Annotated in this window: 22 protein-coding genes and 2 pseudogenes; 10 read left to right on the forward strand and 14 right to left on the reverse strand. The window is 71.3% G+C overall.

Annotated features, from left to right (window positions below; translation table 11 throughout):
- Positions 1-272: 272 nt before the first annotated feature.
- Positions 273-953: a DedA family protein gene (locus ABT245_RS40155; RefSeq protein WP_351744308.1), complete on the reverse strand. Its 681-nt coding sequence runs from the start codon at positions 951-953 to the stop codon at positions 273-275.
- Positions 950-1,672: a class I SAM-dependent methyltransferase gene (locus ABT245_RS40160; protein WP_351744311.1), complete on the reverse strand. Its 723-nt coding sequence runs from the start codon at positions 1,670-1,672 to the stop codon at positions 950-952. Before ABT245_RS40160 ends, ABT245_RS40155 begins: the two co-directional genes overlap by 4 nt.
- Positions 1,673-1,822: 150 nt before the next feature.
- Between ABT245_RS40160 and ABT245_RS40165 the strand changes: the two genes are divergently transcribed.
- A complete protein-coding gene (locus ABT245_RS40165) occupies positions 1,823-2,965 on the forward strand; it encodes a sensor histidine kinase (RefSeq protein ID WP_351744314.1) in 1,143 nt (380 codons plus the stop codon).
- Entirely contained in the window at positions 2,962-3,612 is a 651-nt protein-coding gene (locus ABT245_RS40170; protein ID WP_351744317.1) for a response regulator, read from the forward strand. The genes ABT245_RS40165 and ABT245_RS40170 overlap by 4 nt, the downstream gene beginning before the upstream one ends.
- A gap of 560 nt (positions 3,613-4,172) precedes the next feature.
- Here ABT245_RS40170 and ABT245_RS46360 read toward each other — a convergent pair.
- Positions 4,173-4,510 (reverse strand): annotated as a pseudogene (locus ABT245_RS46360) (IS630 family transposase); the annotation flags it as partial.
- The gene (locus ABT245_RS40175; protein ID WP_351744320.1) at positions 4,402-5,415 is read right to left on the reverse strand and encodes a LacI family DNA-binding transcriptional regulator; all 1,014 of its coding nucleotides are present in this window, start codon (positions 5,413-5,415) and stop codon (positions 4,402-4,404) included. The pseudogene ABT245_RS46360 and the gene ABT245_RS40175, both read right to left, overlap by 109 nt.
- Positions 5,416-5,563: 148 nt before the next feature.
- Between ABT245_RS40175 and ABT245_RS40180 the strand changes: the two are divergent.
- From ABT245_RS40180 to ABT245_RS40190, 3 genes and pseudogenes are all read left to right on the forward strand, one after another.
- Positions 5,564-6,967: pseudogene (locus ABT245_RS40180) on the forward strand (glycoside hydrolase family 2 protein); the annotation flags it as partial.
- A gap of 246 nt (positions 6,968-7,213) precedes the next feature.
- Positions 7,214-7,960: a nuclease/transposase family protein gene (locus ABT245_RS40185; protein ID WP_502982287.1), complete on the forward strand. Its 747-nt coding sequence runs from the start codon at positions 7,214-7,216 to the stop codon at positions 7,958-7,960.
- 147 nt (positions 7,961-8,107) lie between these two features.
- Positions 8,108-9,019 carry a serine hydrolase gene (locus tag ABT245_RS40190; RefSeq protein ID WP_502982288.1) on the forward strand — a complete coding sequence of 304 codons (912 nt, stop codon included), beginning with the start codon at positions 8,108-8,110 and terminating at the stop codon, positions 9,017-9,019.
- Between the two features lie 433 nt (positions 9,020-9,452).
- On the opposite strand, the gene ABT245_RS40195 is transcribed toward ABT245_RS40190, so the two are convergent.
- From ABT245_RS40195 to ABT245_RS40210, 4 genes are all read right to left on the reverse strand, one after another.
- On the reverse strand, positions 9,453-10,619 hold the full coding sequence (locus ABT245_RS40195) for a S1 family peptidase (RefSeq protein ID WP_351744323.1): 1,167 nt from the start codon (positions 10,617-10,619) through the stop codon (positions 9,453-9,455).
- An 86-nt stretch (positions 10,620-10,705) separates the two neighbouring features.
- Complete coding sequence (locus ABT245_RS40200; protein ID WP_351744326.1) at positions 10,706-10,834, reverse strand: hypothetical protein; 129 nt, start codon at positions 10,832-10,834, stop codon at positions 10,706-10,708.
- Between the two features lie 23 nt (positions 10,835-10,857).
- Positions 10,858-11,622, reverse strand: a complete 765-nt coding sequence (locus ABT245_RS40205) for a GNAT family N-acetyltransferase (RefSeq protein ID WP_351744363.1) — start codon at positions 11,620-11,622, stop codon at positions 10,858-10,860.
- Positions 11,623-11,711: 89 nt separating this feature from the next.
- A complete protein-coding gene (locus ABT245_RS40210) occupies positions 11,712-12,356 on the reverse strand; it encodes a class I SAM-dependent methyltransferase (protein ID WP_351744365.1) in 645 nt (214 codons plus the stop codon).
- 134 nt (positions 12,357-12,490) lie between these two features.
- On the opposite strand from ABT245_RS40210, the gene ABT245_RS40215 reads away from it, so the two are divergent.
- From ABT245_RS40215 to ABT245_RS40230, 4 genes are all read left to right on the forward strand, one after another.
- Complete coding sequence (locus ABT245_RS40215) at positions 12,491-13,738, forward strand: sensor histidine kinase (protein WP_502982293.1); 1,248 nt, start codon at positions 12,491-12,493, stop codon at positions 13,736-13,738.
- Positions 13,735-14,439, forward strand: a complete 705-nt coding sequence (locus ABT245_RS40220) for a response regulator transcription factor (RefSeq protein WP_351744332.1) — start codon at positions 13,735-13,737, stop codon at positions 14,437-14,439. The genes ABT245_RS40215 and ABT245_RS40220 overlap by 4 nt, the downstream gene beginning before the upstream one ends.
- A 118-nt stretch (positions 14,440-14,557) precedes the next feature.
- Positions 14,558-15,322 (forward strand): polysaccharide deacetylase family protein, encoded by a 765-nt coding sequence (locus tag ABT245_RS40225; protein WP_351744335.1) that lies wholly within the window; start codon positions 14,558-14,560, stop codon positions 15,320-15,322.
- A gap of 154 nt (positions 15,323-15,476) precedes the next feature.
- Positions 15,477-16,256, forward strand: a complete 780-nt coding sequence (locus ABT245_RS40230; RefSeq protein WP_351744338.1) for a maleylpyruvate isomerase family mycothiol-dependent enzyme — start codon at positions 15,477-15,479, stop codon at positions 16,254-16,256.
- A 22-nt stretch (positions 16,257-16,278) separates the two neighbouring features.
- Here the strand turns inward: ABT245_RS40230 and ABT245_RS40235 are convergent, their stop codons facing one another.
- Together ABT245_RS40235 and ABT245_RS40240 are read right to left on the reverse strand one after the other, a co-directional pair.
- A complete protein-coding gene (locus ABT245_RS40235) occupies positions 16,279-17,481 on the reverse strand; it encodes an AI-2E family transporter (RefSeq protein ID WP_351744341.1) in 1,203 nt (400 codons plus the stop codon).
- A gap of 246 nt (positions 17,482-17,727) precedes the next feature.
- A complete protein-coding gene (locus tag ABT245_RS40240) occupies positions 17,728-18,462 on the reverse strand; it encodes a TetR family transcriptional regulator (protein ID WP_502982289.1) in 735 nt (244 codons plus the stop codon).
- Between the two features lie 83 nt (positions 18,463-18,545).
- Between ABT245_RS40240 and ABT245_RS40245 the strand changes: the two genes are divergently transcribed.
- Positions 18,546-19,694, forward strand: a complete 1,149-nt coding sequence (locus ABT245_RS40245; protein WP_351744344.1) for an acyl-CoA dehydrogenase family protein — start codon at positions 18,546-18,548, stop codon at positions 19,692-19,694.
- Between the two features lie 199 nt (positions 19,695-19,893).
- On the opposite strand, the gene ABT245_RS40250 is transcribed toward ABT245_RS40245, so the two are convergent.
- Genes ABT245_RS40250 through ABT245_RS40265 form a run of 4 tightly spaced genes read right to left on the reverse strand, consistent with a single transcriptional unit; the run spans position 19,894 to position 22,540 of the window.
- Positions 19,894-20,925 carry a tyrosine-type recombinase/integrase gene (locus tag ABT245_RS40250; protein WP_351744347.1) on the reverse strand — a complete coding sequence of 344 codons (1,032 nt, stop codon included), beginning with the start codon at positions 20,923-20,925 and terminating at the stop codon, positions 19,894-19,896.
- Positions 20,926-20,963: 38 nt separating this feature from the next.
- Positions 20,964-21,821, reverse strand: coding sequence for a helix-turn-helix domain-containing protein (locus ABT245_RS40255; protein WP_351744350.1), 858 nt, complete (start codon positions 21,819-21,821; stop codon positions 20,964-20,966).
- A complete protein-coding gene (locus tag ABT245_RS40260; RefSeq protein ID WP_351744353.1) occupies positions 21,805-22,341 on the reverse strand; it encodes a DUF6879 family protein in 537 nt (178 codons plus the stop codon). The genes ABT245_RS40255 and ABT245_RS40260 overlap by 17 nt, the downstream gene beginning before the upstream one ends.
- Positions 22,322-22,540: a hypothetical protein gene (locus ABT245_RS40265; RefSeq protein WP_502982290.1), complete on the reverse strand. Its 219-nt coding sequence runs from the start codon at positions 22,538-22,540 to the stop codon at positions 22,322-22,324. The genes ABT245_RS40260 and ABT245_RS40265 overlap by 20 nt, the downstream gene beginning before the upstream one ends.
- Positions 22,541-22,708 lie beyond the last annotated feature (168 nt).

The following is a 22,708-nucleotide window of genomic DNA, read 5'->3' on the forward strand; positions in this document are numbered from 1 at the left end:
CGCGGACGGCACGGTGAGCACCCGGGCCCGGAGGGGGCTGACCGTGCTCGCTGGCTGAACCCGGTCGGCAGAGCACGTCAGGGCGCCCGGTCAGCCGGGGCGCCCTGACGCCGACCTCCGGGCCGTCAGCCGGCCCGGTACCGCTCGATGCCGCCGCACCACCTGAGACGACCCGCTTATCGGTTTGCCGCCGCCCGGCCCGGTCGGAAAGGAAGCTCGCATGCTCAAGGGTGGCAAGGTCGGGCTGAGGAGGTCTGTCACTTCCCGTCCGATCACCGCGTAGCGGGCGGCACCGGTAGCCGGTCGTGGTCGGGGCGGCTGGAGGCACTCGCAGGAGTGTCGGTGCGTCGTGCGGGCCGGGAGTAGTGGCGCCGCAGGAGCGCAGCCCCCAAAGCGATCAGGACGACAAGGGCTATCGCGGGGCCGCTCATCGTGAGGAGGTGCTGGAGGGAGGTTGCGGCGGCGTACCCGGCGCCGGCCTCGGCGGTCGCCCAGAGCAAGGCGGCGGTAAGGCTGTAGGGGGCGATGCGGTGGTACGGGAGGCTGGTGGCACCGGCGAGGTACGGGGTGAGGGTGCGCAGCACAGGCAGGAAGCGGGCGAGGAACACGGCCCTGCCGCCATGACGTGTCATGAGGGCTTCGGCCCGGCCCTGGGCGGTGGCCGGGATGTGACCGCCGAGTCGGCCGGTGCGCAGCCGGTGGCTGAGGAGGCGGCCGGTGCGGTGGGCCAGGAAGTCACCCGCGGCAGCGCCTGTGGCCGCGACCGCGATGACGAGGAACAGGTTGATATGTCCGGTGCGGGCGAGTGCGCCGGCCGTCAGGAGCAGGGTCAGCGTGGGGACGAACGCGCCGATCACGAGGATCATTTCGGCCAGCACGGCCGCAGCCACGACCGCGTAGGTCAGGGCCGGCGGCAGGTGGCCGAGGCCCTGGATGATCGCGTTCACCGTCACGACTCGCCGCCGTGTGGCGCCGGGCGGTCGGCGGCCACGAACTGGGGGCGTTGCAGGTGCCAGACGTGGGCCGGGGGCAGGTTGGCCCAGACCGTCCAGCGGCCGGTTGCATAGGCGCGCTGGTAGCCGCTCATGATCTCGTCCACGGCGGCGTGGCGGCGCAGGGCGGCGCGGGAGGCGGTCAGGGTGCGGGCGGTGCGGGTGCCCAGGTAGGCGTAGTAGGCCAGCGTGCCGCCGGGGTGCAGCAGTTCCAGGTAGCGGGACATGATGCGCTCGACCTGCTGCGGCGGGAAGTTGGTCAGGGGCAGGCCGGAGATGATCACGTCGTACCGTTGGGCGTTGTCGAGCTGCTCGACGCAGGTCTGGTGCACGGTGGCCTTTCCGGCGTGGCCGGCGAGGTGCGGGTGGGTGGCGACGAGGCGGTCGAGGCGGGCGGTGAAGCGAGGGTTGGGCTCCACGATGTCCAGGTGACTGCCTCGGGAGAGGTGGGGGATCAGGACGCGGGTGACGGCACCGGTGCCGGCTCCCGCCTCCAGGACCGCCAGGGGGCGGGACGGCCGGGCCCGCAGCGGGCTGGTCAGGGCGCGGGCCAGGGCTTTGCTGCTGGGAGCGATGGCTCCGGTGGTGCGTATGTCGCGTGCCGCCTCGATGAGGAACATCCAGCCTTCGGCATGGCGCTGGGCCAGGACACGGTCGTGGGAGGTGGTCCAGTCGTTCATGGAGGGAACGCTAGAAATCCCTGTGCACCAGCGGATCCGCCGTTGTGCGCCCGGTGCCCCCTACGAAAGTAGGGGGTGAGCGTGCCCGATGGTCGAGTGGAGCGTCGGTGGGCGCCGCCTAGGCTTGCACGAGTGAAGGCAGGCAGGAGCGTGGGACGGGCAGCCGTCTACGGACGTGTGGGGCTCGTGGCGTTCGGCGTGCTGGTGACCGTCTCGAAAGGTGCCTCCGCCGGCGGCGGCCGGTATCTGGCCCTGGTGATCGGCTCGGTGCTGGTATGCGCGGTGGTTCTGCTGATGCCGCGCCGGCAGCTGTCCGTGGCGCCGTGGGTGGTTACGGCCGTCACCGCGTGGTGGGGCTCGGTCACACTCTTTCTGCTGGCCGTGGTCGTGTTCGATCTGGCAATGGGGCGCCGGATGCGCACGGCGGGCGTCTGCGTGGCTGTCGCGCTCGGCGCCAATGTGCTCGGATATCCGCCGACCCGGTGGTGGGTGGACCGCGGCTATGTGGCCGTGGCGGTCTCGTTGACGTTCGCCTTCGTCGTCGGACTGTGGCTCGGCAACCGCCGGCGCCTGATGCAGGCGCTGACCTCCGAGATGGAGCATCTCCGCGTGCAGGCACAGCTGCGCGAAGAGGCCGCACGCGTGGCAGAACGGTCCCGCATCGCGGCCGAGATGCACGACGTGCTCGCCCACCGGCTCAGCCTGATCGCCCTGCACGCCGGGGTATTGGCCACCAAGAAAGACGCACTGCCCGCCCCGGTCCTCGAACGCCTCGGCCTGCTGCGCACCGCGTCCACCGAAGCCCTCACCGATCTGCGCGAGGTGCTCGGAGCCCTGCACGAACCCGACGCCACGCGGGCAGACGCCGCACTGGCCCCGGCGCTCAAGGACGTACACGAACTCGTCGACGAAGCCCGCACCGCCGGCCAACGCGTCGACCTGACGACGCAAGGCCGACCGGAGCAGGCCCCCACCACCCACCGCCTGGCCGTCTACCGCATCGTCCAGGAGGCACTGACCAACGTCCGTAAACACACCGACGGCGCCGCCGTGACCGTGCGCGTCGACTACCGGCAGCCGGCCACCCTGGTCGAGATCACCAATACCTCAGGCAGCACCGACAGCACCGCGGCCACCCCCGTCGAATCCGGCTATGGCCTCATCGGCCTGCGCGAACGCGTCACCGCCCTGGGCGGCCACCTGAGCACCGGCCCCTCCGGCGCGAGCGCCTGGCGCCTGGCCGCCCGCATCCCCCAGCCCGCCGCCCCCGCACAGAACGGCACAACCGAATGATCCGCGCCATGATCGTCGACGACGACGCCCTGGTCCGCCTCGGCCTGGCCGACCTCCTCGACGGCGACCCGGACATCGAAGTGACCGCCCAGGCAAGCGACGGCCTCCAGGCGATCGAGCAGGCCACCGCACACCGCATCGACGTCGCGCTCGTCGACGTCCGCATGCCCCGCATGGACGGCATCACCGCCACCACCCGGCTGCGCGCCCTGCCCCACCCCCCGAGGGTCATCACATTGACCACCTTCGATCTCGACGAATACGTGTACAACGCCCTGGCCGCCGGAGCCGACGGATTCCTCCTCAAGGACACCGACCCGACCGAGATCCTGCGCGCCGTCCACCTCGTGGCCACCGGCTCGGCCATGCTCCACCCCGCCGCTGCCCGACGCGTCATCGACCGTTACCACGCCACCGACCATCCCCGGGCCGCCGCAGCCCAGAACCGGCTCGAACGGCTCACCCCACGCGAACGGGACGTCCTCACTCTGCTCGCGCAAGGCGACACCAACGCCGACATCGCCACCCGCCTCGCCATGCGGGAAAGCACCGTCAAGGCTCACGTCAGCCGCATCCTGGCCACCCTCGACGTGACCAACCGCGTCCAAGCCGCGCTTCTTGCACGCGACGCGGGACTCACTCTCTGACCTGCACCCATCAAGCGGCTCGCATCGTGCTCGCCCGAGACATCCATCCGCGCTGGCCGACCACGCCACCGCACACGTTCAGGCCGAACGTCGTCCCAGATGACCGTCGCCCCCAACCCCGGAACGGGCATCACGCCGCATAACGACTCTCAAGTCCGGCCTGACTTTCGCCGTTCGCTGTCGTCGCGCGCTCCGGTACCACCACGGGTGCCGCGGAACCGGAACTGGGCGAACCGGGTTCGGTGCTGCCTCCCAGGCAGACTGAAACGGCTCCCCCGGCTCACCAGATCATTTGCCGGACACCCAGGAACGGGACAGCGGACGCAGACCTCTCTGAACTACGAAGGGGTCGGCGTTGCGTGTTTATCCAGGCTGACCACTTGCGATGAGTCAGATAGCGTTACTGACTTCGGCTCGTCAGGGTGAACTCGCTCGAAGTGCCTGATGTGCGCGGCACGATGGCTGTCCCGTGGTCTGTCAGATACGGAGATGGGGGCGGGCTGTCTGCTGCGGAACGGCGGCGCCGGGAAACCCTACGGATGCAGACGGCCGACCGTGTCCACCAGCACGATCGCCGCCTTGACGAGTGGGTGGACACCGTCGACCAGCGCGATGAAGTGCGCTCTCCCCTACTGCGGCGCTTGCCTTTGCCTGCCTTGCCTTTGCCTGCGGGGTGGGTGCGCAGACGGTGGCACAGCCGGGTGCGGGAGCCGGGCCGCATGGCGATCATCCCTGTCACCGACAGTCGTCCCGAGCGTCGTCCGCTCACCGTCACCTGCGCAGTCACCGTCAGTCGCCTGTGCTCTCCCGTGTCACCAGCCGGTACCCGGCCACATGGTCCCGCGGAGCGCCCGCGTCCGGTTCGTCTATGCGGCGCAGCAGCAGCGACACGGCCGCGCGGGCGATCTCCTGCTTGTCGGGGGCCACGGTGCTCAGCGTGGGCACGCTGTAGCGGGACGCCTCGATGCCGTCGAACCCCAGCACGTCGATGTCGCCCGGCACGGACCGGCCGTGTTCGTGCAGCGCGCGCAGGGCGCCGAGCGCGAGATGGTCGTTGAGGCAGAGCAGGGCGTCCACGGCGGGCTCGCGTTCCAGCAGGCGCGCCGTCGCCCGGGCCCCGTCCCGCCAGTGGTAGGCGTCCACCGGCACCACGAGGTCCGCGGCGAACGGCAGCCCGGCCGCCTCGACGGCCTCGCGGTAGCCGTCCGTACGCAGCCGGTCGGTGCCCTGGGGCCCGCGCACCGCCCCGCCGACGACGGCGATGCGTCGCCGCCCGCGGGCCAGCAGATGCTCGGTGGCCTCCCGCGCGGCCCGTACGTTGTCGATGCCGACGTGGTCGGTGCCGGCCCCGGGGGAGCGCTCGCCGAGCAGCACCACCGGCAGGCGGCGGTCTCGGGTGGCGAGGTCGTGGGGGAGCAGGGACAGCGGGCTGAGCAGGACGCCGTCGCAGAACTGGGCGTCAAAGCCGTGCAGGGCGGCCAGTTCGCTCTCCCGGACGGCCCCGGTCTGGTGGATGAGGACGGTACGCCCCCGCCGCCCGGCCTCGGCCATGACATGTGTCGCCAGTTCGGCGAAGTACGCCACGTTCAGCTCGGGCACCGCCAGCGTGATCACCCCGGTGCGCCCCTGCCGCAGTTGACGGCCGGCGAGGTTGACCCGGTAACCGAGGGCGTCGATGGCCTCCTGGACGGCGGTGCGGGTCCGCTCCGACACGTGCTCGAAGTTGTTGATCACGTTGGAGACGGTCTTGGGGGAGACACCCGCGTACTCCGCCACGTCCTTGAGCCTCGGTCTCGCCGCCATCTGTCCGTCCTTCCGTCGGTCGTGATCGAACCGACCATCACGAATCGGTTTCGGGCCGGTCCGCTGTGCGCCGACGTATTTACATCGATGTAAATCCCATGATGCCATGTGCCCCGCACCGACCGGCACTCCCGACGCAAGGAGGACCATGTCCGTTCCGCACCCCTCGGACCCGCCCCGCCCCGAACACCCCAGGCCGCAGTTCGTCCGCGAGTCCTGGCTCAGTCTCAACGGCGAGTGGGAGTTCGAGATCGACCGGTCCGACACGGGTCTTGAGCGCGGACTGCGCGAGCGCGAGCTGACCGGCCGTATCGTCGTCCTGTTCTGCCCGGAGTCGACGCTCTCCGGTGTCGGCGAGACGGACTTCCTGGAGGCCGTCTGGTACCGGCGCACGGTCACCGTCCCCGCGGCATGGGCGGACGCCCGGGTGCTGCTGCACTTCGGCGCGGTGGACCACGACACCACGGTGTGGGCGAACGGCGTCGAGGTCGCCCGCCATCGCGGCGGCTTCACGCCCTTCACCGCCGACCTCGGCCAGGTCGCCGCGGCCGGCGAGCGGGTGACGATCGTCGTGCGCGCCCGGGACAGCCGCCACGGCCCCCAGGCCCGCGGCAAGCAGGCCACCTGGTACGCCAACTCGCACTGCCACTACACCCGTACGACGGGCATCTGGCAGACGGTGTGGCTGGAGCCGGTCCCGCGCGCGGCCGCCCTCAAGCGTCCCCGCATCACCCCCGACCTGGCCTCGGGTTCCTTCTTCCTGGAACTGCCGCTCACCGCCAACCTCCCCGGTCACCGGGTGCGCGCCACGCTCCGGGACGAGGCCGGCGAGGTGGCCGTGGCGCTAAGCCGCGCCGACCTCGACCTCGCGCCCCGCCTGGTGCTGCCCGTCCCCGAAGCCCGGCGCCGCACCTGGTCCCCGGCGGACCCGTATCTGTACGACCTGACCCTCGAACTCCTCGACGCCGACAGCGGTGTCGTCGACGCGGCACGCTCCTACGCGGGCCTGCGCTCGGTGTCCGTCCACGGCAAGCGGCTGCTGCTGAACGGCGAACCCGTCTTCCAGCGGCTGGTGCTCGACCAGGGCTACTACCCGGACGGCCTGATGACCGCGCCCACCGACCTGGACCTGGTCCGCGACATCGAACTCGGCCTGCACGCCGGCTTCAACGGCGCCCGGCTGCACCAGAAGGTCTTCGAGGAGCGCTACCTCTACCACGCCGACCGGCTCGGCTACCTGGTGTGGGGCGAGTTCGGCGACTGGGGCTGCGAGGTCGGCGTGCGCGACGACAACCAGCGCCCCGACGCCTCGTACGTCACCCAGTGGCTGGAGGCGCTGGAACGGGACTACTCGCACCCGTCGATCGTCGGCTGGTGCCCGCTGAACGAGACGTACCAGCCGCTGCACGACCGCATCACCCGGCTCGACGACGTCACCCGCGGCATGTTCCTCGCCACCAAGCAGACGGACGCCACCCGTCCGGTGCTCGACGCCTCGGGATACGCCCACCGGGTCCCGGAGAGCGACGTCTACGACGCGCACTGCTACGAGTCCCGGCGGCACCGGGGGCTGCTCTCGCCCGGTGTTTACAACGATGTGTGTGGCGGCTGGCCTTCTTCGCCCCGTACCTGCTGCCGGTCGGCGTGGTGAGCCTGCTGTGGATCCGGTTCTACCTCTGATCCTGCGCAGTGCTCCGTCCTTCAGGGCCCGCCCGGTGGACGATGCTGCCGAAGGACAAGCGGTCGCTGACCGCCGCCGATGCGGTGGTCAGGCAGGACCGCAAGGAGACCGACTTCCTTGCGGTCCTGCCACGCGCAGGCATCCCGCGCCGTCCTGAAGACGTACTTCCAGGCGTGGAAGAACTGCTGGGACGGCCGCGCCGACGCACCCGGCTTCAAGGCCCGCTTCCGGTCTGTGATGTCCGTGGACATCCCGCAGGGCCGCGACCTTCAGGTCACGCGGGTGCACCGACGCTGGGGCATGGTCAACGTCCCCAAGGTCGGCCGGGTCCGGTTCCGCTGGACCCGCGACCTGCCCGTGGGCAAGGAGGCGAACTCCGACAACCGGGTCACTGGCGCCCACCTGATCAAGGACGCGCTGGGCCGGCACATCGCCTTCCGCGTCCCGACGATCGAGCCGGCCCCGCAGCCGCACCAGGGCGCGGAAGCCGGCATCGACTGCGGCGTCGATGTGCCGCTCGTCCTGTCCGACGGCAACCACCAGGACCACGGCCGGTCCGCCCGGCTTCCGGACGGCAAGGCCGACCGGGACAAGGGGCTGAACCCCGACGAGAAAGCCGAACTGCTCCGGCCGGTGAGCGACGGCCGCATCGGGCGGTCGCACGGCTCGATCGCGGCGGCGTCCGCGCGCGACACCGCAGGGATACGGCCTCCTCGCGCCGGCCCGCGGGAGCGACAGGCGCGCCTCTCGGGAGCGATGCGCACGCTCGCGGGAGCGATGCGCACGCCCCGCGGCCGGCCCACGGTCTTCGCGGTCGTGACGGCCAGGGGCGTGACGGCCGGGGGTGTGACGGCCGGGGCGTGACGTCGCCCACACCGGAAGCTGTGGCCTTCCCCACAAACCGCGGGCAAAGCCGTCCCGAGGTGGCGGCCGTCACTTTGTGCTCCGGGTGATTTGTTTACGTTCGCAGTGCTGTGCCCCCTCCCCGATGAACTGCCGAGGTCCCGCACCATGCCGCATCCTTCGTCCCCCTTCTCCCGTCCGCTGCGCGCGGCCGAGCGCGGCCGCAGGCGTGCCGCGGTCGGGGTCACCGCCCTCGCGGCCTCGGTGGCGGCCCTCATGTCGACCGGTGCCCTCACCCCCACGCCGGCGGCCGCCGCCACGGCCACGGCCGCGGCGCGGCCCGACTCCGCCACGGCGGACTTCCTCGCCCAGGTGCGGCCGCAGGGCAGGGAACGGGTCACCGCCGCGGTGCTCGACCTGGACGCCCCGGACCGGGGCGCCACGGTGTACGGCGCCGACACCGCGTACGACACGGCGAGCATCATCAAGGTCGACATCCTCGCCGCGCTGCTGCTCAAGGCGCAGGACGCCGGGCGGGACCTGACCGCACAGGAGCGCACCCACGCGGAGGCCATGATCGAGCGCAGCGACAACGCGGCGGCCAACGCGCTGTGGCGGAGCATCGGGCTTGCGCCGGGTCTGGAGGCGGCGAACCAGCGCCTCGGACTGACCTCGACGCGGGGCGGACCCGGTGCCAAGTGGGGACTCACCCGGACCACGGTGAGCGACCAGATACGGCTGCTGCGCGCGGTGTTCGAGCCGGCCTCCGGCGCGTCCCAGGGCGCCGAGGGGCTGACCGCCCGGTCCCGCAGCTACCTGCGCACCCTGATGTCCCGTGTGGTGGACGAGCAGTCCTGGGGCGTCTCGGCGGCGGCCCGTTCCGCCGCGGAGCTGAAGAACGGCTGGCTCCAGCGCACGACGACCGGGCTGTGGGACGTCAACAGCATCGGCCGTGTCGCGGTGGGCGGACACCACTATCTCGTCGCGGTCCTCTCCGACGGCAGTACGTCGATGAAGGACGGCGTCTCACTCGTGGAACGCGCGGCCCGCACGGCGATCTCCACGACCGCAGCCCGCTGACCCGCCCGCTGTTCGGGGCCCGGTGCCCCCGGCCGACGGGACTGCCGCCCGCCGGTCGGAGGCGCTCGCTATCCGTCGGCCCGACCGGCTTGCCGCTCGCCGATCCGGGAGACCTGTGTCGTCCGCTGGGTTCGCGCGAGGTGCCGCCGATCGTCGTACCCGGCAGGGCTGTCGACGGCCTCGGGGCTCTTCCGCTTCCGGTGCTGTCGCGGCCTTTGACGGGGTGGGACGCACTGTGCGCCGGCCGGACGGGGCTGCCGTCCACGGCGCTGGTCGTCTTGCGTTCCCGCCCGCTGTTCGGGCGGGGCCTGCCGGCCCTCGGCGCAACAGGGCTGCCCCGTAGGCCGATTCGGCGGGACCGCGCGCGTGGGTTCGGTGCGCTGTGCGGGACGGGCCCCGGCCGGTGGCCGAGGCCCGTCGGGGTGCGTGACGGTCAGGCGGTGTGCAGGGTCAGACCGTACCGGTTCAGGATCTCGTTGACGGGCTGGAACCAGGTCTCCCCGCCGCTGCTGCAGTTGCCCCAGCCGCCCGAGGTGACCCCCTGCGCCTGGTCGCCGCTGATGAACGAGCCGCCGGAGTCGCCCCCTTCGGCGCAGACGTTGGTCTTGGTCATCTGGTGCACCGCGCCCTGGCTGTAGTTGACGGTCTCGTTCTTGGCGAGCACCGTGCCGCAGTGCCAGTGCGTGGTCGACCCGGACCGGCAGATGGACGCGCCGACGGGTGCCTCGGCCGAACCGCGCACGAGCTGGTCGGAGACGGTGCCCCAGCCGAGCACCACCGGAACCGTCCACCAGCCGCTGCCCACGTTGACCCAGGCGTAGTCGTTGTCCGGGAACGACGAGCCCTGGAAGTTGCCGATGTAGCTGCCGTCCCAGCCGCTCACCCCGGCGCTGGGCTGTCCGCAGTGCCCGGCGGTGACGAACCCGCCGTACACAGAGAAGCCGATCGAACAGCGGACGTTGCCGGTGTAGTACGGGTCGCCGCCCACGGTGCCCGCGGCGAGCGTCGCCGGCACGCCCGGGACGGCCTCGACGGTGACCGGACCGGCCTTGCGGGCCCGGGCCACGAACGACCGGACATCGTTGTCATCGCGCTTGCCCTCGGCGATGTTCACGACCACGGTGCTCGCCTGCGGGTCGACATGCCAACTGGTCACGCCCGCCGGGGCGGAGAGCTTGTCGAGGCGCGCCCGGGTGGCGTCCAGTTCGCGCGCGCTGTGGTCGACGGTGGTCACGCTCGCGCCGGTCGCCCGGATCGCCCGGCGGGTCGTGGCGGAGGTGTCCGGGGTGACGCCGACGGTGAGGGTGCCGCTGGAGGCGTCGAACCAGGACCCGCCGAAGGATGTCCCCGCGGCCCGGCGCGCCGCGGGCTCCGTGGTCGTGGCCCGCTGTTCGGCGGCGAGCCTCGCCTCGGCCTCGGCCTTCGTCAGGTGCAGATCGCGCTGCATCGCGGAGAGCAGTGCGGCCGAGGCGGGTGCTTCGGCTGACCGGGTCGCGGCCGGGGTGTCGTCGGCGGAGGCGGGCAGCGTGGCCGCCGTCACGCCGACGCCGAGCATGAGGAGGACGGCGAGACCGGCATGCGTGAATCTGGTGCGTCTCATGGGGGTTGCCCTTCGTCGTTCCAACGGTGGTGGGGTGGAACAGCAGAGACGGTGAGAGCGCTCTCAGCCCTGTGGCGGAGTTGAGCCTAGCCGTCGATCATGAACAGGTCCATGCCAATGCAGCGGGGTTCGTGACGGGCCGTCGGACCGTCCCGGACCCTGCGGGCGCCGACGCACACCCCGAACACCCCTGCCCAGGACCGGAGTTCACGCATGGACGGCTCTTCGGGGCCGGAGTTCACCCATGGACGGCGTGTTCGGTGAACCGGCCGTATGGCCGAAAGCCCAGCCGGCGGTAGACGGGCTCGCCGTCGGCGGACGCCTGGAGCACGGCCACGCGCAGGCCCTGGGCCCGGGCCGTGTGGAGCGCGGCGAGGGTGACGGCGGTGCCGTAACCGCGGCGCCGGTGAGCGGAGAGGGTGGCGATGTTGTAGAGGCCGGCGACCCCCGCGTACCGGAAGACCTCGGCCGAGCAGACCGGACGGCCCGCCGCGTAGCCGACCAGGTAACGGGCCGGGCTGCCGGCGGCCAGTGCGAGGGGAGCGGCCCGGGCGAAGAAACGGCGGACGGTGTCGGAGGGCGGACTCCAGTTCGCGGCGACGACCTCCGCGTAGTCGGCGAGCCGCGCGGCCGTGGTGACCGGCCGGATGTCCACCTCCGTGCCGTCGACGGACGGCAGGGAGCCGTCCAACTCGGCCCACATGGCCGTCTCCCGCTCGGCCGCAGGCAGTCCGGCGGCGGACAGCCGGTCGGACAGGTCGGGCGGCGTCGAGGCGGGCCCCACCCACCAGGAGAAGCCGCGGCCGGTGGCGGCCAGTGCCCGGGCGGTCTCGGCGATGCGTGCGGGCGCGGCGGCCGCGGTGAAGCGGGCCGCGGCGACGATGTTGAAGGTGTCGTCGTCCAGGCCGCTGTCCGCGACGAGGAGATCGCCGGACTCGGTGACCGTGGCTCCGCTCAGGCCGCGATGCAGATGGCAGGCGTGCTCGGCCAGGTTGCGTTCCATCCTGGCCGACAGGTCCGCGAGGTCGGCGACGGGGGTGTGCAACGGGTCCACGGCGGTCGACTTCATCATGATCGTGTCGGTGGCGCACCTCATTTCCCGGCGTCGAGCCGTGTGTTCTCCGCGGCGGACGATTCCGCTCGGTGGGCGCCGCTCGCGGTGGGTCGCGGGGAGCGGGCCCGGTACACGAACGCCGGCGGCACGTTGGGCCACACCACCGGCCCGCGTTCGACCAGGCCGAAGCGGTCGCGCAGTCCGTCGGCGAGCCGGCGGCCCGGCGGGGTCCAGGCGGCGTGCAGATAGGCGAAGGTGGTGAAACGGCCGCCGGGCGCGAGGCCGTCGCCGACCGCATCCAGGCTCCTGTCCCGTTCCCGGGCGGGCATGACCGTCCACGGCAGTCCGGACACGATCGCGTCCACCGGGCCGCCCGCGGCCTGCGCGAGTTCGGCCGCGGCGCCGTTCACCACCGTCAGCCGCGGGTCGCGCCGGGTGGCCGCCAGGTGCGCCGCGAGCCGCGGATTCAGCTCGATCGACACGAGCCGTGCGTCCGCCGGCAGCAGTCGCAGCAGGGCGTCCGTGAACACGCCGGTGCCCGGCCCGAGTTCGACGGCCAGCCGGGCCTGCTCCAGACCGATGCGATGGGTCATGGCGCGGGCGAGCCGTCGCGAACTGGCGGCCACGGCCCCCGTCATGAGGGGCCGCCTGAGGAATTGCGTGGTGATCGACACGGCCGCCATGCTCGGCAGCCGCGGTGTGACCCGGCGTCGTACTCCCGGTCCGTGCGGGTCGTCCCGCAGGAGGACCCCGGTGCAGCCCACGGGGTGACGACGGGGCTCTTCGGCCGTCGTAGCGTGAGGCGGTGCTTCGCCTGATGGAGAGCCTGGCGAGATGGCGAGGGCGCCACCCCCGGCTGATGGACGTCCTGCTCGTCGTGCTCGTCGCCGCGCCACCGGTGATCCGGGACCAGCCCGGCTGGCGGCCCGTGTGGGTGCAGATCGCGGTGTACGCGGCGCTCGTGCTGCCCCTGCTGTGGCGGCGCCGGCACCCGGTGGCGGTCGCCGCGTGCGTCACGGCCGCCTTCTGGACGCAGTACCTGGGCGAGGTGTGGGGCCGCGAACCCGGGCGCGGGGCGCTCGCCCTGGCCGCGGTCTTCTACACGCTCTCGGTGCGCGGGCTGCGCCGCGCCGCCGCCGTGACCGCCGCCTGCGCGGGCGCCTGCGTGCTGCTGTGGGCGCCCGGCTGGGTCGCCGACTACCCGCGATTGAGGACCGGCGGCATCGCCTGGCTCACCCCGGTCTCCGTCGTCCTGTGGCTCGCCGGCGCCTGGGTCCTCGGCGCGTACGTCCGCGCCCGCCGCGCCTATCTCGCCGAGTTCGCGCGCCGCGCCGAACTGGCGGAGTCCCGGCGGCTGGCGCTGGCCCGTGCCGCCGTCGCCGAGGAACGGGCCCGTATCGCCCGTGAGATCCACGACGTCCTCGCGCACGGCGTCACCGTCATGGTGCTCAACGCCGAGGGGGCGAGGCTGGCCCGCGACACCGACCCCGCGGCCCAGGACCGCGCGCTGCGCACCATCGGCAGCACCGGCCGTGCCGCCCTGCGTGAACTCCGCCAGCTCCTGGACGTGCTGCGCGCCGACGAACCACCCGCAGACACCCCACGGACCGGCGAACTCCCCAACCACTACGGCGAGTTCAGCAAAGGCCCCACACTCGACGATCTGCGCCCGCTCGTCGACCGCCTCCCCGGCTCCCGCCTGGAGCTGAGCGGCGAGCGCGACGGGGTGTCCGCGGCGGTGGCCGAGCAGACGTACCGCATCGTGCAGGAGGCGCTCACCAACGTGGCCAAGCACGCCTCGCCCGGCGCTCTCGCCCGGGTGCGCATCGACCTCGGAACGCCGGGTCCCGAACGCCGGGTCCGCATCCGGGTCGACAACTCGGCGGGCGCCGGGAGCGCACCCCCGGCCCTTCCCGCGTCGGCCGGCCGCGGACTCGTCGGCATGCGGGAACGTGCGGCGCTGTACGGCGGGACCGTCGAGGCGGGGCCGCTGCCCGAAGGCGGCTACCGGGTGGACGCGGCCCTGTGGCCCACGCCCCGCCGGCTCGCGGCGGTGCACCGGTGAGCGGGACGGCGGCCCCGTACCGCGTGCTGCTCTGCGACGACCAGGAACTGATCCGGATGGGGCTGCGCATGGTGATCGACAGCCAGCCCGATCTGACCGTCGTGGGGGAGGCGGCCGACGGGCGCGCCGCCCTGGAGCGCAGCGCCGAACTGCGGCCGGACCTCGTCCTGATGGACGTCCGCATGCCCGAGGTGGACGGCCTGGCCGCGACCCGGGAACTGTGCGCCCTGCCGTCCCCGCCCAAGGTGCTGGTCGTCACCACCTTCGACCTGGACGAGTACGCGTACGGGGCGCTGCGGGCCGGGGCGAGCGGATTCCTGGTCAAGGACGCACTCGGGGAGGAGATCCTGGTGACGGTCCGGGCGGTCCTGCGCGGCGACGTCATGATGGCGCCGTCGGCCGTCCGCCGTCTCGTGGAGCGGTACGTCCTGCCCGCGGGCCCGGGATGCGGCGCGGGCGGCCCCGGGTCGGCGCCCGGCGCGGAGCGTGGCCGCCTCGCCCGGCTGACCGACCGCGAACGGGACGTCCTCGCCCTCGTCGCCCAGGGCCTGAGCAACACGGAGATCGCCGCCCGGCTCTTCCTCGGGGAGACGACCGTCAAGACCCATCTGGGCCGCGTCCTGGGCAAGCTGGACCTGCGCGACCGCGTACACGCGGTGATCTTCGCCTATGAGAGCGGCCTGGTCCGGGTGGGCGGCTGACCGTCGCCGCCCGGTGGGACGCCGGTACGGACCCTCCCGCGTTCTTACCCGACTCCGACCGTCCGGGCCCGCCCGCGGTCCGACAATGGAGGCGGGGCCGTGCGACCGAGGTGGTGCGATGGCGGGCAGGGCGCTGCGGCGGCGGGCGGTGACGCTGATGACCGGCACCGTCCTCGCGGCCGTGGCATGCACCGTCGGCCCGGCGGCCGGCGTCGCGTCCCAGGGCCCGTACGGCACCCCGGCCGACGGGAGCCGGCCGCCGCCCGTGGACTGCCGGGCCACCCCGTGCGTCGCGCTGACCTTCGACGACGGTCCCACCGGCTACACCCCGGCCGTGCTGCGTGCGCTGGAGCGGCAGCACGCCGTGGCCACCTTCTTCCTCATCGGACCGCACGCGCTCCACCACCGCGCGGACGTGCTGCGGGAGTACCGGGACGGGGACGCGATCGGCGACCACACGGTCACCCATCCGCACCTCACCCTGCTCCCGCCCGCCCGGATCCGCCACGAACTGGAGAGCGCGGCGCGGCAGATCGCATCGGTCACCGGGCACCGGCCGACGATCTACAGGCCGCCGTTCGGCGCGTGGAACGCGAAGGTGCGGGCGGCAGCGGGCGGCACGGGCCTGTCGGTGGTGATGTGGAACGTCGACCCCCGGGACTGGAAGCACCACGACCCCCGGCTCATCGAACGGCGCGTGCTCGCCGGGGTGCGGCCCGGCGCCATCGTGGTCCTGCACGACCGGTACGCGAGCACCCCGCAGGCCGTCCCGTACCTCCTGCGTGCGCTGAAGGCCCGCGGCTATGCGCCGGTGACGGTCCCTCAGCTCTTCGCCACGAGCGGCGGGATGCGCTCGGGCGTGGTCTACCACCACGGCCCGTGACGCCGGACAACGACGGCGTGCGGTACGGCCCGGTTTTCGAGCCAAGCCTGTTTCGAGCCAAGCCGAGAACTTGGGGGAGCGAACGGCCACGACGGTGCCGCAGCCGACCGACGGCACAGCGCGGCGCATCCGGCGGAGCGCCTAGCCTGGCCCCATGCCTCCATGGGACCTCGATCGCTACCGCACCGAAATCCTCCAGCAGACCGACCTGTTGCGTTCCCTGCTGGACGGCGCCGACCCCGCGGCCCGCGTGCCCACCTGCCCGGAGTGGAACCTCGGCCGGCTGGCGCGGCACGTGGGCGGCGCCCACCGCTGGGTGGAGACCATCGTCCGCACCCGCGCCACCGAGCCGGTGTCCGACCACCTCGTCAACGACGTCTTCGACTACGGCGACGAGGACACGGCCACGCTCGACGCGTGGCTCGCCGACGGCGCACGGCACCTGACGGACGCGCTGGCGGACGCCGGCCCGGACACCCGGGTGTGGACCGTGGTGCCCGATCAGCCCCTGGCGTTCTGGGCCAGGCGCATGCTCTTCGAGACCGTCGTCCACCGGGCCGACGCCGCCTGGACGGTGAGCCGCGGCTACGCGCTCGATCCGGCCGTGGCACGGGACGGACTGGACGAGTGGATGTCCTTCGGCACGGTGCCTGAGGCGTACGACGGGAACGACGCACCCCTGCTCGGCGCCGGCCGCACCCTGCGCCTCTCGGCCACCGACGACCCCACCGGGAACTGGTTCGTCGACCTCACCGGCGACGCTCCCCGCTGGGGGCACGCAGGCGAGGAGGCGGCGGTGACCGTACGGGGACCGCTCACCGATCTGCTGCTGCTCGTCTACGGCCGGCCCGTCGACGAGCGGACCGAGGTCGAGGGCGACCGGCCCCTGCTCGACCTGTGGCTGCGCCGGACGGCCTTCTGGCTCAACGAGTGACCCGCCGCGCACAGGGCAGTACCTAGGGCGGTACCGCGCGCAGGGCGCGCAGTACCGCCCAGACGACGGAGATGAGCGGGACCGCCACGACGGCGCCGATCACGCCCGCGACGATGCTGCCCGCGATGACGGACAGGGCGACGACCAGCGGATGGAGCCGGACCGCCCAGCTCATCACCAGCGGGTGCAGCACATGGCCCTCCAACTGCCCGATGACGACGATGAGCGCCAGGACCAGCGCCGCCGTGACGGGGCCGCGCCCGGCGAGGGCGACGACGGTGGCGACCGCCAGCGCGACCGGCGAGCCCACCAGCGGTACGAACGCGGCGAAGAACTCCAGAAGGGCCAGCGGCAGCGCCAGCGGCACCCGCAGCACGAGCAGGGCCACCCCCACGAGGACCGCGTTGGTGGCGGCCACGATGATGATGCCGCGCGTGTACCCGGCGAATGTGTGCCAGGCGGCGCGCCCCGCCCGGTCCCACCCCTCGCGGGCACCGGCGGGCAGCAACTGCTCGCGCGCCCAGCCCCACAGCCGGTCGCCGGAGTGGATGAAGAAGACGGAGGAGAAGAGCGCGAGGGCGATCCCGGTCACCACCTCGACGACCCGGCCGAGCCCACTGGCGGCGCTGCTGAGCAGGCTCGACCGGTGCGTGCTGAGGTAGTGCATGATTTGGCGTTGCAGTTCGGCGAGCCGGCCCGGGCTGAGGCGGAACGGGGGCCGCCGGAGCCACTGTTCGATCTGATGGATGCCGCCGCGGAACTCTCCGGCCAGTTTCGCCGACTCGCCGGCCACCGCGTGGCCCACGAGGGCGAACAGGCCGAGCAGGACCAGGATGCTGCCGACGAGCGCGAGGGCCACGCACAGCGGCCGGGGAAGCACATGGTTCAGCAGGTCGGCGACGGGACGCAGGATCGCGGTGATGACCAGCGCGAGGAACAGGGCCACGGCGACGAGCTGGAAGCGGCCCAGGATCGTGAACAGGCCGTAGACGACGATGCCGACGAGGATGAGCCGCCAGGCGTAGGCCGCGCCGACCCGCAGCCACGGCACCGTCCGCTCCGGCCCGCCGGACGCCACCGCCGGGGCGCCGGGCGCGCCGGACGCCGCCGGGGTGCCGGGACGGACACGCGACGGCAGCCGCGTCGAGTGGGCGGGCCTGCTGCCCAGGACCGCGCCCCGCACCCCACGCCCCGCGCCTCCCGGCCGTCTTTGATGACCAGTCATATCCAGAGCACGGTACGGGCAGGCGGGGCCGCCCGCGGGGTGCAACGCGCCCGGAGCGGGCCGGACACCGTCGGTGGACAAACACCTCACTCGACTGGAAGGCCCAGTGGCGCACCGCCGCCGGGGACACCGTGTTCCTGCGCGACGGCAACCCGGACCTGAACCCGCCGCTGGACTGGAAGGTCTACGGCGACGGCTACCACACCGGCTGACGACGTGGGAACTGAGTGCCTCTGTTCCAGGCACTCAGTTCCCTGTCTCGGTGTCCCGCTCCCGGACGCCCTCCAACTGCTGCACGATCCGCCACATGGGGGTGCTGCTCCGGGTGACCACGACCAGGGTCTCGCCGGTGTCACCCCAGGTGCGGTGGACGAGGTCGAGGGCCCGGTCGACGCCCGCCGCGGCGTCGCCGCGGGCACCGGAGCGCAGCCAGGCGCGCAGCCCGTAGTTGTGCGCGGCCACCACACTCGCGGCGACCGTGTACGCCCGGACATCACCGTCCGGCAGTGTCGCGAACCGCTCCTTGAGGTAGTCGGCGAGGGCCCGCTCGTAGCGCCACACCACGGATGTCTCGTGCGCCTTGAGCGCCGGCACCCTGCGGGTGAGCGCGTACCGCTTCACCGAGAACTCGGCGTTCTCCGCGTACATGCGCATGACCAGCCGGGCCGCGCCGCAGGCCCGCGCGACCGGGTCGGGATCCCGGGCCCCGTCCGCCAGATACGCGACCATGTCGGCGAGCGCCCGTTCGTGGTCGGGGAAGACCACCTCCTCCTTCGTGGGGAAGTACCGGAAGAAGGACCGGCGGCCCACACCCGCCCTGCGCACGATGTCGTCGACGGTCGTGCTGTCGTAGCCGCGCTCGGTGAAGAGCTCCAGCGCCGCGGAGACGAGGAGATCCCTGATGGGGGCCCTCTCCTGGTCGTCACCGGCTGCGGCGTCGCGCGCACCGCCGCGCGCGCCGGGGTCGTGCTGCTCGTCCATGACCCGAACGTACCTGCTCCCTTCCGGTGTGGCACTCGCCATGCATAATGAGGGTACTGAGTGCCATCTTCGTGGGAGAGCTGATGTCGGACTTCGATCTGTACCGTCCCTCCGAGGAGCACGAGATGCTCCGTGCGTCCGTGCGTGCGCTGGTGGCGGCGAAGATCGCGCCGTTCGCGGCGGCGGTGGACGAGGAGGCGCGTTTCCCGCTGGAGGCGCTGGAGGCCCTGGTGGCCGGTGATCTGCACGCGGTGCATGTGCCGGAGGAGTTCGGCGGTGCGGGGGCGGATGCGCTGGCGACGGTGATCGTGATCGAGGAAGTGGCGCGGGCGTGTGTCTCGTCGTCGTTGATTCCGGCGGTGAACAAGCTGGGGTCGTTGCCGGTGATGCTGGCGGGTTCGGCGGAGTTGAAGAAGCGGTATCTGGGGCCGCTGGCGCGGGGCGAGGCGATGTTCTCGTACTGTCTGTCGGAGCCGGAGGCGGGTTCGGACGCGGCGGGGATGCGGACGCGGGCGGTCCGCGATGGCGATCACTGGGTGCTGGACGGGGTGAAGCGGTGGATCACGAACGCGGGCGTGTCGGAGTTCTACACGGTGATGGCGGTGACGGATCCGGGGGCGCGGTCGCGGGGGATCTCGGCGTTCGTGGTGGAGAAGTCGGACGCGGGGGTGTCGTTCGGTGCGCCGGAGCGGAAGCTGGGGATCAAGGGGTCGCCGACGCGTGAGGTGTATTTCGACGGGGTGCGGATCCCGGCGGAGCGGATGATCGGTGCGGAGGGCACGGGGTTCGCGACGGCGATGCGCACGCTGGACCATACACGGATCACCATCGCGGCGCAGGCGTTGGGGGTGGCGCAGGGGGCGTTCGAGTACGCGAAGGGGTATGTGCGGGAGCGGCGGCAGTTCGGGCGTCCGGTGGCGGACTTCCAGGGCGTGCAGTTCATGCTGGCGGACATGGCGATGAAGATCGAGGCGGCGCGGCAGCTGACGTATGCGGCGGCGGCGAAGTCGGAGCGCGGGGACGCGGACCTGACGTTCCAGGGGGCGGCGGCGAAGTGTTTCGCGTCGGATGTGGCGATGGAGGTGACCACGGACGCGGTGCAGCTGCTGGGCGGCTACGGGTACACGCGGGATTACCCGGTGGAACGGATGATGCGCGACGCAAAGATCACCCAGATTTATGAGGGCACGAACCAAGTTCAGCGGATCGTGATGGCGAGGAACCTGCCCTAGCAGGGTTTTTGCAGGTCAGAAGCTGTTTCGAAGGTCCGGAGGGGCACCCTCGGCTTTCTGCCCGTTGCGGCCCGATCAGGGCCGTTCCTGGGCGTCATGCTGGGGGAATCCTGGGCAGATGCCGGGCTGAAAACAGCCACTGACCTGCACAAACAACACAGCCCCCGGCGTCGCGCCGGGGGCTGTTGTCCTACACGCATCAGGCGACCTCTGATGCCTCCGTCGGGTCGTCGGCGCCGGGCGTCAACATCGTTGCGATGGCGGCCCGACCGCGCTGCTCGGCCCCTTCGAAGATGTAGTGGTAGTGCTCCCTCAGCACGTCCGTACTGCTGTGGCCCATCCAGTCGGCCACGTCGTTCTCGGGGACTCCGGCGTACAGCAGCCGCGACCCGTAGTAGTGCCGGAGTGAGTGCGCCTTGCAGTACTTCACCTGTCCCTTGCCCAGAGCCTCCATCCAGATCTTCGGGTAGAAGTACGACGCGTAGAGGTAGCCAGTCCGCGTCACGTTGGGGAAGAGAAGCCGCTCCGGCCCCCATACGCCGTGGTTCTTGATGTGCCGCGGCAGCTCGAAGGCGACGTTGGGCGGAAGGGGCACGAGACGCCCAGGCTCTTCCTCGTCCCGGGCCTTGATGTGCCGCTGCTGGATCGCGCTCTCCGAGTTGCAGTCTGTTCGGCTGCCGCCGAGTGCTCCGAGACGATCACGGAAGAGATCCTGTCGGCCGCCTTCACTCTGGTTCGCCGGTCCGTCCAGGACGTGGTACGGATCACGAAAAGGACGACGGCCCCGAAGGTAAAACGGCAGCCGCTCAGTCTTGAGGACAAGGTTCGGGCCCGTATCGAAACGAACGGCGGGCGCGCTACGTCCTCTCAGGTGCTCCCGTACGTCGGGGCATCGGCAGAGACCGTGAAGGCGCTGCCGGGAATCGTCGTGACCGTAGAACGGTCGGGGAAGAGCGGCCGTCCGGCGACCGTGTTCCCCTTCCGCCAGGGCGTGGCAGTGAAACAGCTCCTGCATGATCGAGAGGGAACCGGCGAGCGCCTCGGTCAGGTGCTCGCTCAAAAATGCGGCTTCCGAGGGCAACAGAATTATTTCGGTGTCCGCAACGTGCTTGCCATCCCGAGCAATCCACATCGGAACGCGAATGAATCCGTCATCATCCCGGTACGTCTTCTGGCTGGGAATCGGATCGAGTCTCCAACCCTGCTGCTGCGGTTCCTCGTTGCTCGCCATGAATCCATCATCAGGACCCAAAGGTCTTGAAGGAAACGCTAGTTACGATGACGCATAAAGGCCTGAGCGGCATGAGTGAGGAATGCCGTAGCAGCCTCATCCGTGAGGGCGTGCTCCCAGAACAGTTCGAACAAACCAAGGTGCTGGGATATGTCTCGGGGGTCCCTCTGGACGACTTCCCCAGAGAAGAGTTCGACCGTGACCAGCCGATCGTCGTAGACGACGAAGATGTTCATGGGGGTGCCGGGAACCTCGGCAGACTGAGGAATGACGCCCAGGTGCACGTTCGGCTTCTCGTTCACCTTGGCCATGTGCGCGCACTGCGCAGCCATGACTTCCGAGGGCGCACGACGCCACCTGACGGCCTGCTCGGTCATCAGGAAGTAGAACGACCGTGAGGTGTCGTCCAGGATCTTCTGTCGCTCCATGCGGGCGTTCACTGCCCTGGCCACATCACGGGCCGGGTCGGTCTCAACAGTGGGCGACAGGGTGGCAGTTGCGTAGTCCCGTACGTGCAGCAGGCCCGTAGGGATGGCAGGCAGGAAGTGCCTCATCACCCGTGAGGAAGACTCCAGGGCCTTCAACTCCGCCTGCTTTTGGTGCATGCCGACACGGGCATAGGTCCGCCAGGACGCGTAGTCCACGTTTGCCCGGCGAGCGAGCTGCAGTATCTCGTCAGCCACTTCGCCAGGGACCGCCAACGCCTTCAGGATGCGCTCAACATCCATGACGGTCGGCAAGGCGCGGCCGGTCTCGATCCGGCTGACCTTCGTCTGACTCATATTGCAGCGAACGGCGAGCCGTTCACCGCTCAATCCAGCAGCGCGACGGAGGCTCCGTAGAGCCCCCGCCAAGTCCTTGCGCTCCTGTGCCTGCGTCTCAGGTTCGATAGGCACTGAATGGAACTGCGCTTTCGAGTGCTAGATCCCGCCAAGCAAGGTACTTGCTGATGTCGGGGTCTTGGATCAGTTCTCGGTTGATCTGTGTGCCGTCGGCGCGGTAGTTGAGGTGGACTACCGTGGCCTCGTCGAAGAGCCAGAAATCCTGTTCCGGAAGTCCCGGGTTTGCGCCGTCGGTCAAATCAACTATCTGGTAGTTCTCCCCGGCCGTGACATTGCCGGGGATGCACCACTCGAACAGGTAGCGGCTGTAGTCGGTCAGCGGCCGTCGAACGACCTTGGCTCGCGTCATCCTGCGTCCGGCCACGGCGTGTTCCCGGATCAGGTCATGCCACGAAGAGTTGAAGTCCTCCGGCATCGGTTCCCCAGCGAGGAACGCACGGACCGTCTCAGCCTCCGCAGGCATGGTGTACGTCTGGTGGACCTCCAGGCGGAACGCGGAGCGCTTGAAGTCCCGGAAGCACGACTGCCATTCGTCGCCGTCCAAGAGGATCGGGCTAGAGCCATCCACGGGCACGGGCCGCCTCCTTCACGATCTCCTCAGGGATCAGGACCACCGATTCCCCCTCGGGCGTCTGCCGGTCCACGTCGTACCCCTGGATGGCTAACATCCCGGGCTCTGCCGTCTCGTACACGGTCGGACAGTCGCCGTTGCCGCACTTGTCGTCTTCACTGCTCTTGCACGGTCCGCCCGCGATCATGCGTAGTTCGTCCACTGAGACCCCCTCCGGCCTGGTGTGGTCAGCAAGCTACGGAGCGTCTTACCCGTGCCACAAGAGCGGCGAGCCTCTAGTAGGGCTCCGTTAGGTCGGTGTGGTTCTGGCTGATCGGTGTCTGGTTCGGGTGTGGGGCAGGGGCTGGTGGCAGGTGGCGCAGGTGCCGGT

This window comes from Streptomyces sp. NPDC001508, assembly GCF_040298665.1.
Classification (GTDB): domain Bacteria; phylum Actinomycetota; class Actinomycetes; order Streptomycetales; family Streptomycetaceae; genus Streptomyces.

Coding starts and splice junctions, on each gene's coding strand:
- ABT245_RS40215 (WP_502982293.1), top strand. CDS start 12,491: ATGGAGAGCCTGGCGAGATGGCGAGGGCGCCACCCCCGGCTGATGGAC.
- ABT245_RS40160 (WP_351744311.1), bottom strand. CDS start 1,672: ATGAACGACTGGACCACCTCCCACGACCGTGTCCTGGCCCAGCGCCAT.
- ABT245_RS40210 (WP_351744365.1), bottom strand. CDS start 12,356: ATGGCGGCCGTGTCGATCACCACGCAATTCCTCAGGCGGCCCCTCATG.
- ABT245_RS40225 (WP_351744335.1), top strand. CDS start 14,558: ATGGCGGGCAGGGCGCTGCGGCGGCGGGCGGTGACGCTGATGACCGGC.
- ABT245_RS40230 (WP_351744338.1), top strand. CDS start 15,477: ATGCCTCCATGGGACCTCGATCGCTACCGCACCGAAATCCTCCAGCAG.
- ABT245_RS40235 (WP_351744341.1), bottom strand. CDS start 17,481: ATGACTGGTCATCAAAGACGGCCGGGAGGCGCGGGGCGTGGGGTGCGG.
- ABT245_RS40250 (WP_351744347.1), bottom strand. CDS start 20,925: ATGGCGAGCAACGAGGAACCGCAGCAGCAGGGTTGGAGACTCGATCCG.
- ABT245_RS40205 (WP_351744363.1), bottom strand. CDS start 11,622: ATGGAACGCAACCTGGCCGAGCACGCCTGCCATCTGCATCGCGGCCTG.
- ABT245_RS40175 (WP_351744320.1), bottom strand. CDS start 5,415: ATGGCGGCGAGACCGAGGCTCAAGGACGTGGCGGAGTACGCGGGTGTC.
- ABT245_RS40240 (WP_502982289.1), bottom strand. CDS start 18,462: ATGGACGAGCAGCACGACCCCGGCGCGCGCGGCGGTGCGCGCGACGCC.
- ABT245_RS40245 (WP_351744344.1), top strand. CDS start 18,546: ATGTCGGACTTCGATCTGTACCGTCCCTCCGAGGAGCACGAGATGCTC.
- ABT245_RS40170 (WP_351744317.1), top strand. CDS start 2,962: ATGATCCGCGCCATGATCGTCGACGACGACGCCCTGGTCCGCCTCGGC.
- ABT245_RS40195 (WP_351744323.1), bottom strand. CDS start 10,619: ATGAGACGCACCAGATTCACGCATGCCGGTCTCGCCGTCCTCCTCATG.
- ABT245_RS40190 (WP_502982288.1), top strand. CDS start 8,108: ATGCCGCATCCTTCGTCCCCCTTCTCCCGTCCGCTGCGCGCGGCCGAG.
- ABT245_RS40200 (WP_351744326.1), bottom strand. CDS start 10,834: ATGCGTGAACTCCGGTCCTGGGCAGGGGTGTTCGGGGTGTGCGTCGGC.